Source organism: Caballeronia sp. M23-90 (assembly GCF_053574605.1).
On sequence record NZ_JBSIPA010000317.1, the window covers coordinates 1 to 7,775 of the forward strand.

Genomic DNA, 7,775 nt, shown 5'->3' on the forward strand with positions numbered 1-7,775 from the left:
CACATGCCGCTTTCTCCGCCTGTTTCCCGTCAGTTGCGCCATCGCCGCGCGATTCGAATGGAAGCGTTTGAGCGTGACGATGGCTTGTGGGACATAGAGGCCTGCCTAACTGATGAAAAGCCGCGCGCTTCGGCAAATGGCTGGAAGCGCACGAGCGTGATCACGACCGCGGCGGCCTCGAAGTAGAGGTGGGCCGACTGACCGGGATGTGCAAACAACTCGTAGACGCTCAAACCCCACGCCGCCGATGTCCCCAGCGCGACCAGCAAGTCCATATTGCCTTCGCCGGAGCGCACCGCCTTGAAGCCGCCGACGTAAAACCGCGCGCCGAGCACGAACTGGACGATGCTCGCCAACGCGAGCGATACCCACACGCCAAGGTTCAGATTGACTCCCAACATCGGCAAAACGAGCGGCAGCGTGAGCAGCGCCGACGCGATCACCGCGACGAATTCGCCCCTATGAGCGGGCGCGGCCACTGGCGCGGCTTCCGGCTCGATGAACGTAGCTTCATATCCGGCCTTCGTGACGGCGGCCAGCAACTGGTCGCGCGAAACGGACGGCCCGGCGTGAACCGTGGCTTTCTCGGTCGCGAGATTGACGGACACGGTTTCCACGCCCGGCACCTTGGCGAGCGCCTTTTCGACGCGGCGTACGCACGAGGCACAGGTCATCCCGCCAATAGCAAATTCAGCCGTGTTCGACGCAACAGCCATGTTCTGACTTGTATCAGCAGACATAAAAGCTTCCCGTTTCATTGCGGGCCATGAGAATCAGCTCGATAAAACCAGTATCGACATTCCAATCATTGGAAGGTCAAGGTGTATTTTCAAGAGAGTTTGTCCCTTTTTGCTGCGGCGCGTGAATAAAAAACCGGCACTATGTAGGTAGTTACCGATGGCTGGATTAACGAAACATCAGACTTATTTCGAGGCTTCGTCACGCACTTCTTGCCTATCCTCATTGGATAAGATAAAACGCGTTTTCAAGATAGCTTGAACGTCGGCGTGCAGATTTGCGGGGCTTTAATTTAAGAACCCGCCAGCGCGCGCGTCGGACGAAGTAAAAAAGCCTAAACAGACCTAATTCGAATGAAAAATAACCGACGCTGGGCAGTTCCGTTGTTTCCGTTGCGTGGGGCACGCTGGATGATTGCCGGTTTGAGCACGCTGGCAATACTGGGCGGGTGCTCGACGCAGGCGCCGGTCGCGACGAACGGCGACGGCTGGCGCAAGGACCAGGTCGCCGATGCCTATGTGTTCGGTTATCCGCTGGTGGCGTCCGATCTGTGGCGCGAAAAGACGACGGGCGGCGACGCATCGAAGCCCGGTCAGGCGGCGGTGAACACCTTGCGGCACACCACCGCGTTGCCGCCAGTCGGCGCGACGGGACGGCCGAGCGTGGATACGCTGGAATCGTCGGCATGGCTGGACGTATCGAGTGGACCGGTGCTGGTTTCGTTGCCGGCGTTGTCTTCCGTGCAATCCACGCCTTCCGGAACGTTACGGGGCCGCTACTTTGATGCTCGCGCCTTCGATACCTGGACCAACGTGATCTATTCGAGCATCGGTGCCGCGCCCGCCGTGCCCGCGCCTGTTCCCAAGAAGCGCAGCAAAGCCGCGCGCATGGCCGCGGAGCAAGCCAGCATCCTTGCGTTCGTCACCAAGGGCTACACAGGCCCGCTGCCGGACGGCGTGACACGCGTGGAAACGCCTACGCGTTATGCATGGTTGTCGATCCGCGTGCGCGTGAACGGCCAGCGCGATGTGCGCGAAGCGCGCAAGCTGCAGACCGCAATGCGCATTGAAGCGCCTCCCGCCGATAAAACCAGTCCCACCACCGCCGGCGCCGCCTGGCCGAATGTAACGGCCAACACGCCGGCCGTGGTTCCGAGCGGCGACAAGGCCGAGTCACTCGATGCCACCGCGTACTTCACGCGCCTGGCCAAGGCCCTGGAAGACAATCCGCCCGTCCCCGACGATCCGCACGCCGTGACCCTGCTCGCGCAATTGGGCGTTAAATCGGGTGAGCCGGTGCAATTCCGCCCATCGGATTCGGCCTTGCTCGCAACGGGTCTCGCCGATGGCCGCGCGCGCGTCGACACGGTTCCCTCTAACGCGCTGAGCCGCAACGGCTGGGTCTGGTTCGGCGACGCCGTCGGCAACTACGGCACCGACTACACCTTGCGCGCGTTCCTTGCCAAACGTCAGCCCGCCAGCGGCACGAAGGACGACGAAGTGAAGCCCGTCGCTTTCCTTGACAGCGACGCCCACCCGCTCAACGGCGCAAACACCTACGTGCTGCACTTCGCGCCGAACCGGTTGCCGCCGGTGCGCGGCTTCTGGACCTTGACCGCGTACACGAAGGAAGGCGCGCTGATCGACGATAAAGCCTTGCGGCTTTCACTCAGCGACCGAGACCGCCTGAAGAAGAATCGCGATGGCTCGACTGACGTGGTCGTTTCCGCGACGTCGCCGGGCAAGGCGCGTGTGTCGAACTGGCTGCCCGCGCCGGACGGCGACTTCCAGTTGATGATGCGTTTGTACGCACCCAAGCCCGAAGCGACGTCGGGGGCGTGGGCGCCGCCGGCTATCGAACGGCAATAGATGCAGGCTGTACGGACCATCGCTGGTTCAAATTGACGCTGTCGCGTCGTATACTCGGGCCTTCCGTTTCCCCCAGGTCACGCGCGGTCTCATGACGCGTGACCGCGCTGTGAGGCCCGCATGGCAAGCCTGAACAAGACTTCCCTGACATCCGCCGGCCGTGGGCTGATCGATCGGGCAAATGCGGTTGCGAGTTCGAACCGCACGCGCCGGGTCGCGATTGGCCTGGTTCTGTTTGTCATCGTGATCGGGCTGCTGGGGTTTTTCGCGGCTCCCCCTCTAATTCGTCATATCGCCGAGCAGCAGATTTCCGCTCAGCTTGATCGCCCGGCCACGATTGGCCGGATTGCGCTCAATCCCTATACGCTCAGCTTCGAAGCCGACCGCGTTCATATTGGCGAGGCGCAAAGTAATCTCCCGGCTGATTCCAGAAGCAGCGATTTCATCGATATCGAACGGCTGATCGTATTGCCTTCGTGGTCATCGCTGTTCCGGCTCGCGCCCGTAATCAATGAACTGAAGATCGATTCGCCGCGCTTTCATATCGTCCGATACGACGCGCAGCGCTTCAACTTCTCGGATCTCATCGAAAAGTTTTCGAAGCCGTCTGCCAAACCGTCCAATAAACCCGCGCGGTTTTCGGTATCGAATATCCGGATCGCGAACGGGCGCATCGATTTCGATGACCGGTTGCTCAAGACGCAGCATGTGATCGATCAGTGGTCAGTCGGGATTCCGTTCATCGCCAACCTGCCTTCGACGACCGAGTTGTTCGTCACACCGTCGTTGCAGGCGCGCATCGATGGCTCGCCATTGTCCATCAAGGGCCGCACCAAGCCGTTCGCCGAATCGCGCGAGTCGGAAGTCGCGGTGCAGCTCGACGGACTCGATTTGCCGCAAATCGTTTCGTACGCGCCGGCGTCGCTGCCGGTGGCTGTCAAGAGCGGCAAGCTGTCGACCGATCTGGACGTGAGTTTCTCGCTCACCGGCGATTCGCCTGTTGTACGCATCAAGGGCACGGCCGATATTGCAGATATCGACGTGACGGATAAGCAGAATGCGCCGCTGTTCGCCGCGCAGTCGCTGCACGTGAATGCGGTGAATCTGGAGCCGCTGCGCAATGTTTATCAACTGTCAGAGATAAAACTGTCGCAACCCGACGTAAAACTGTCCCGCGATAAAACCGGCGCCTTCAACTTCCAGAAACTGAGCGGTCCGCCGGCCAACAACCCTCCGGCGGCTGAAACCAAGGCCGCGGCCGAGACGCAACCGCTGGATTTATCGATCAGACATATTGCGATCGACCAGGGTCAGGTCACCTTCAACGACAGCCTGATGGCGCAACCCGCGCAACTCGGTCTGAAGGCGCTGGACGTCACGCTCGACGACTTCTCGACGCTCGGCAAACCGCCCGCGCGTTACACGCTGAAAACCGCGCTGGATCACGGTGGAACGCTGGCGGCATCGGGCGGATTCACCTTGCCCGGCAAGGACGCCGACGCGAAACTCACGCTCGCCGATTTGCCGCTGCCGCCGCTGCAACCCTATGTGGCGAACGCGCTCGCCGCGCGGATATCGGACGGCGCGCTCAGCGCGAACCTGCCGCTCCACGTGGACTGGTCGACGCCCGAGCCGTCCATCCAGGTCGGCGCCGGAGACGTCTCGCTCAAGTCGCTGAAACTCGTTCCGACCGCAAACACGGCGCCGGTCGCGTTGGCTTCGGCCCAGGCAAAGATCACTAAAATCGATGTAGCCGCACGCACCGCCGCGTTGGAGAGCGTGACGCTGAACGGTCTTTCCGTCGATGCAAAACGCCTGAAGGATGGCAGCATCGACCTCGCGGCGCTCGCCGGTCCGCACGAAACCGCGCCGGAGGCCAGCGCCACGCACAAGGTGGAGAAGGCCAACGCTGCGGGTCCGGCGTGGCGTTATCAGATCGCGCAGATCGCGCTCAACGACAGCACCGCCGATTTCACCGATGAAACCACGCCGACTCCGGTGAAGCTCCATATCGCGCCGCTGCAGGTGAGCGTGAAGCAGGTCACCGATGACCTGACAAAACCGCTCGCCGTGGATGGCCGGCTGACCATGAACGGCAAGGGCACACTGGCGACAGCCGGGACGCTGACCATCAAGCCGCTGAGCCTGGCGCTGCATGTGGACGCAAGCCAGCTCGATGCATCGGCGTTCGAGCCGTATTTCGGCAGCTCGCTGAACGCATCGCTTTCCAGCGCGTTGCTCACCGCGAACGGCGACGCGTCTTACTCGGGAGAAGGACGCACGCTGAAGGCCGGCTACAAGGGCGACGTGTCGTTGTCGAACGTGCGCTTGATCGACCGGGTGAGTTCCCAGCCGCTCGCGGGCTGGAACCTGCTCGGCCTGACGAAGCTCAACGCCCGATACGACGAAAAGGGCGCCGATGTGGAAGCTGCGCGCGTCACCTTTGCCAACTTTTATGGCCGCGTTCTGCTTGATGCGCAAGGGAAGCTGAATTTGCGCGATATCGTGGTGAAGGACAAGACGGGCGGAAAAGCAACGACAGCAACGACAGCGACGACAGCAACGGCAGCCGCCGAGCCCGCGCCAGTGGCCTCCGCCCCGGTTGTGCCCAAAGCGGCATCGACATCGCCCACGCCCAATCTGCGCTTCGGCCAGCTCGTGCTGCAAAACGGCCGTGTGACCTACACCGATAACTTCATCAAGCCGAATTTCACCGCGAACCTGGTTGCGATCACGGGGACTATCGGCGCATTCGGAACGCATTCGACCGTCTCCGCGCCCGTCGATGTCGCCGCGAAACTCAACGCAAACGGGCCGGTATCGATCAAGGGCACGGTGAACCCGCTGATTGCGAAACCCGCGCTGGACCTGACCGCGAGCGCGCACGACGTCGAATTGCCCAATATCTCGCCGTATTCCACCAAATACGCGGGCTATCCGATCACCAAAGGCAAGCTGAATGTGGACCTGCACTACCAGCTCGCCGACGACAAACTCTCGGCGAACAACCATCTTTTCATCGATCAGCTCACGTTTGGCGACCACGTCGACAACGCCACCGCGACCAAGTTGCCGGTTCGCCTGGCCGTATCGCTGCTGAAGAACTCGCGCGGTGAAATCGACGTGAACATCCCGATTTCCGGCTCGCTTTCCAATCCGGAGTTCTCGGTCGGTGCGCTGGTGTGGAAGGCGATCGTGAACCTGCTGGAGCGCGCCGTGACTGCGCCGTTCTCGCTGCTGGCAAACGCGTTTGGCGGCGGCAAGAACGCCGAGGAACTCGGCTACGTGGAGTTCGACCCGGGCTCGTCCACGCTCAGCGACGCCGGCAAGGAGAAGCTCGACACGATCGCGAAGGCGCTGGCGGACAAACCGTCCATCAAGATGGATCTGTCGGCGCGCGTCGATCCCGCCGTCGATGAACCCGGCCTGCGCGCCGCCTACGTCGACCGCCAGGTGAAGCTCGCCAAGATGAAGGATGCAAACGACGACAACCCGAACATCAGTCCTTCGACCATCACACTTTCGCCCGATGAATACACGAAGTTCCTGACCAAGGCGTACAAGGACGCCGACTTCAAGAAGCCGCGCAACATGATCGGCATGACGAAGACGTTGCCCGACGCCGACATGAAAGCGGCGCTCGCAGCAAACGCGCCCATAGACGAAGCCGCGCTCGGCACGCTGGCGCAAAAACGGGCATCGGCGGTGAAGGCTTACTTTGACGGGAAGATCGACAGCAAGCGGATTTTCATCGTCTCGCCGCACATGAACGCCGATGGCATCAAGGACAAAGGCGCGCCAACCCGAGTGGATTTCGGCTTGCAATGACCGCTTTTAGACCGCGGTCAAAGAAGCGTATTTATTTAGGCATGCGCTGAAAAAACGACGCCGTCATATGGTGTATGGCAAAGCGCGCGGTTCATGGCATTTTCGTCAAACCGCGCTACACTCATCTCATTAATGCAGCGGCGCCGGGCGACGCGCATGACCGCCGTGGACATCGTTCCAGTTTCGTCCCGCGTCTTCGTTTCAGAGCCGTAAAAAATGCCGCCGAGCGTTCGCGTTTCAGACGCGAGCACGGATAAGCCAATATCAGGCGGCGTCCGGCACTTGGCATTTCCCCAACCGACTTCAGCGCTGCACAACCCGCAGGGAGAATCTCATGCTGTTGCATGATCTGGCTGACCGGTATGGTCCCGCTATCGTGTTTTTCAACGTGATGGGCGCCGCGCTCGGCCTGCCCGTTCCCGCCATGCCCACTCTGATCGTGGTCGGTGCTTCCGTCGCCATGATGGGCGCGAACGGCCATGCAGTGCTGCCGCATCTCGCGTTGATGCTCGCCATTGCCGTCGTGGGCGGCGTGCTCGGCGATCTCGTCTGGTTCCAGGGCGGGCGGCGCTACGGCGATCGTACGCTCAAGACCATCTGCAAGTTGTCGCTTTCGCGCGATACATGCGTGAAGAAGACCGAACGTTTCTTCGGCCGATGGGGCGTGCGCGTGTTGCTCGTCGCGAAGTTCATTCCGGGTTTGTCGCTGGTTTCCGTGCCGCTTGCCGGCGCCATGGGTGTGCGCACGCGCTCGTTCATTGCGCATGACGGCGTGGGCGTGGCGTTGTGGGCGGCGGTCGGATTGCTGGTTGGCGTGGCATTCGCGGCGCAACTCGACATGGTCTTCGCCATGATCGCGCAACTCGGACGACAAGCGCTGATCGTGGTGGCAATCGCGCTGGCGGGGTACGTGGCGTACCGCTACTGGCGCCGGAAGATGTTGATGAAGACGCTGGAAACGGCGCGCATCACAGTCGATGAACTCTATGCGCTGATGGAAAACAAGCCGGTGCCGGCAATCTTCGATATCCGCTCGTCTGAGAAACGCGTGCTCGATCCGTTCGTGATTCCTGGTTCCGTTTTCGCCGATGAACGCGAGCTCCAGAAGATCGTCGAGAGTTATCAGCCTGATCAGAAGATCATCATTTATTGTTCGTGCCCGAACGAGGTATCGGCGGCGTGGATGGCGAAGTCGTTGCGTAACGCTGGCTTCAAGGACGTCGTGCCGCTGACCGGCGGCCTCGATGCATGGCGTCTCGCCGGCCTCGAACTCAAACCGCTGACCGACTTCGGCATCCACGCCGCCGATACCTCGTTCGGGCACGAACAATAAATGATGAA

Annotated in this window: 3 protein-coding genes and 2 pseudogenes; 4 read left to right on the forward strand and 1 reads right to left on the reverse strand. The window is 61.3% G+C overall.

The features are described 5' to 3' along the window. Window positions 1-3: 3 nt before the first annotated feature. Window positions 4-126 (forward strand): annotated as a pseudogene (locus ACRXB1_RS24940) (DUF2889 domain-containing protein); the annotation flags it as partial. 395 nt (window positions 127-521) lie between these two features. Here ACRXB1_RS24940 and ACRXB1_RS24945 read toward each other — a convergent pair. Continuing rightward, a pseudogene (locus ACRXB1_RS24945) lies at window positions 522-758 on the reverse strand (cation transporter); the annotation flags it as partial. Window positions 759-1,091: 333 nt separating this feature from the next. Here ACRXB1_RS24945 and ACRXB1_RS24950 point away from each other — a divergent pair. The 3 genes from ACRXB1_RS24950 to ACRXB1_RS24960 all read left to right on the forward strand — a co-directional run bounded on the left by ACRXB1_RS24950 (window position 1,092) and on the right by ACRXB1_RS24960 (window position 7,767). Beyond that, on the forward strand, window positions 1,092-2,606 hold the full coding sequence (locus tag ACRXB1_RS24950; protein ID WP_449493554.1) for a DUF1254 domain-containing protein: 1,515 nt from the start codon (window positions 1,092-1,094) through the stop codon (window positions 2,604-2,606). 120 nt (window positions 2,607-2,726) lie between these two features. Next, on the forward strand, window positions 2,727-6,434 hold the full coding sequence (locus ACRXB1_RS24955) for a DUF748 domain-containing protein (protein ID WP_449493555.1): 3,708 nt from the start codon (window positions 2,727-2,729) through the stop codon (window positions 6,432-6,434). A 337-nt stretch (window positions 6,435-6,771) separates the two neighbouring features. Continuing rightward, complete coding sequence (locus ACRXB1_RS24960; protein ID WP_449493556.1) at window positions 6,772-7,767, forward strand: DedA family protein/thiosulfate sulfurtransferase GlpE; 996 nt, start codon at window positions 6,772-6,774, stop codon at window positions 7,765-7,767. Window positions 7,768-7,775 lie beyond the last annotated feature (8 nt).

Coding starts and splice junctions, on each gene's coding strand:
- ACRXB1_RS24950 (WP_449493554.1), top strand. CDS start 1,092: ATGAAAAATAACCGACGCTGGGCAGTTCCGTTGTTTCCGTTGCGTGGG.
- ACRXB1_RS24955 (WP_449493555.1), top strand. CDS start 2,727: ATGGCAAGCCTGAACAAGACTTCCCTGACATCCGCCGGCCGTGGGCTG.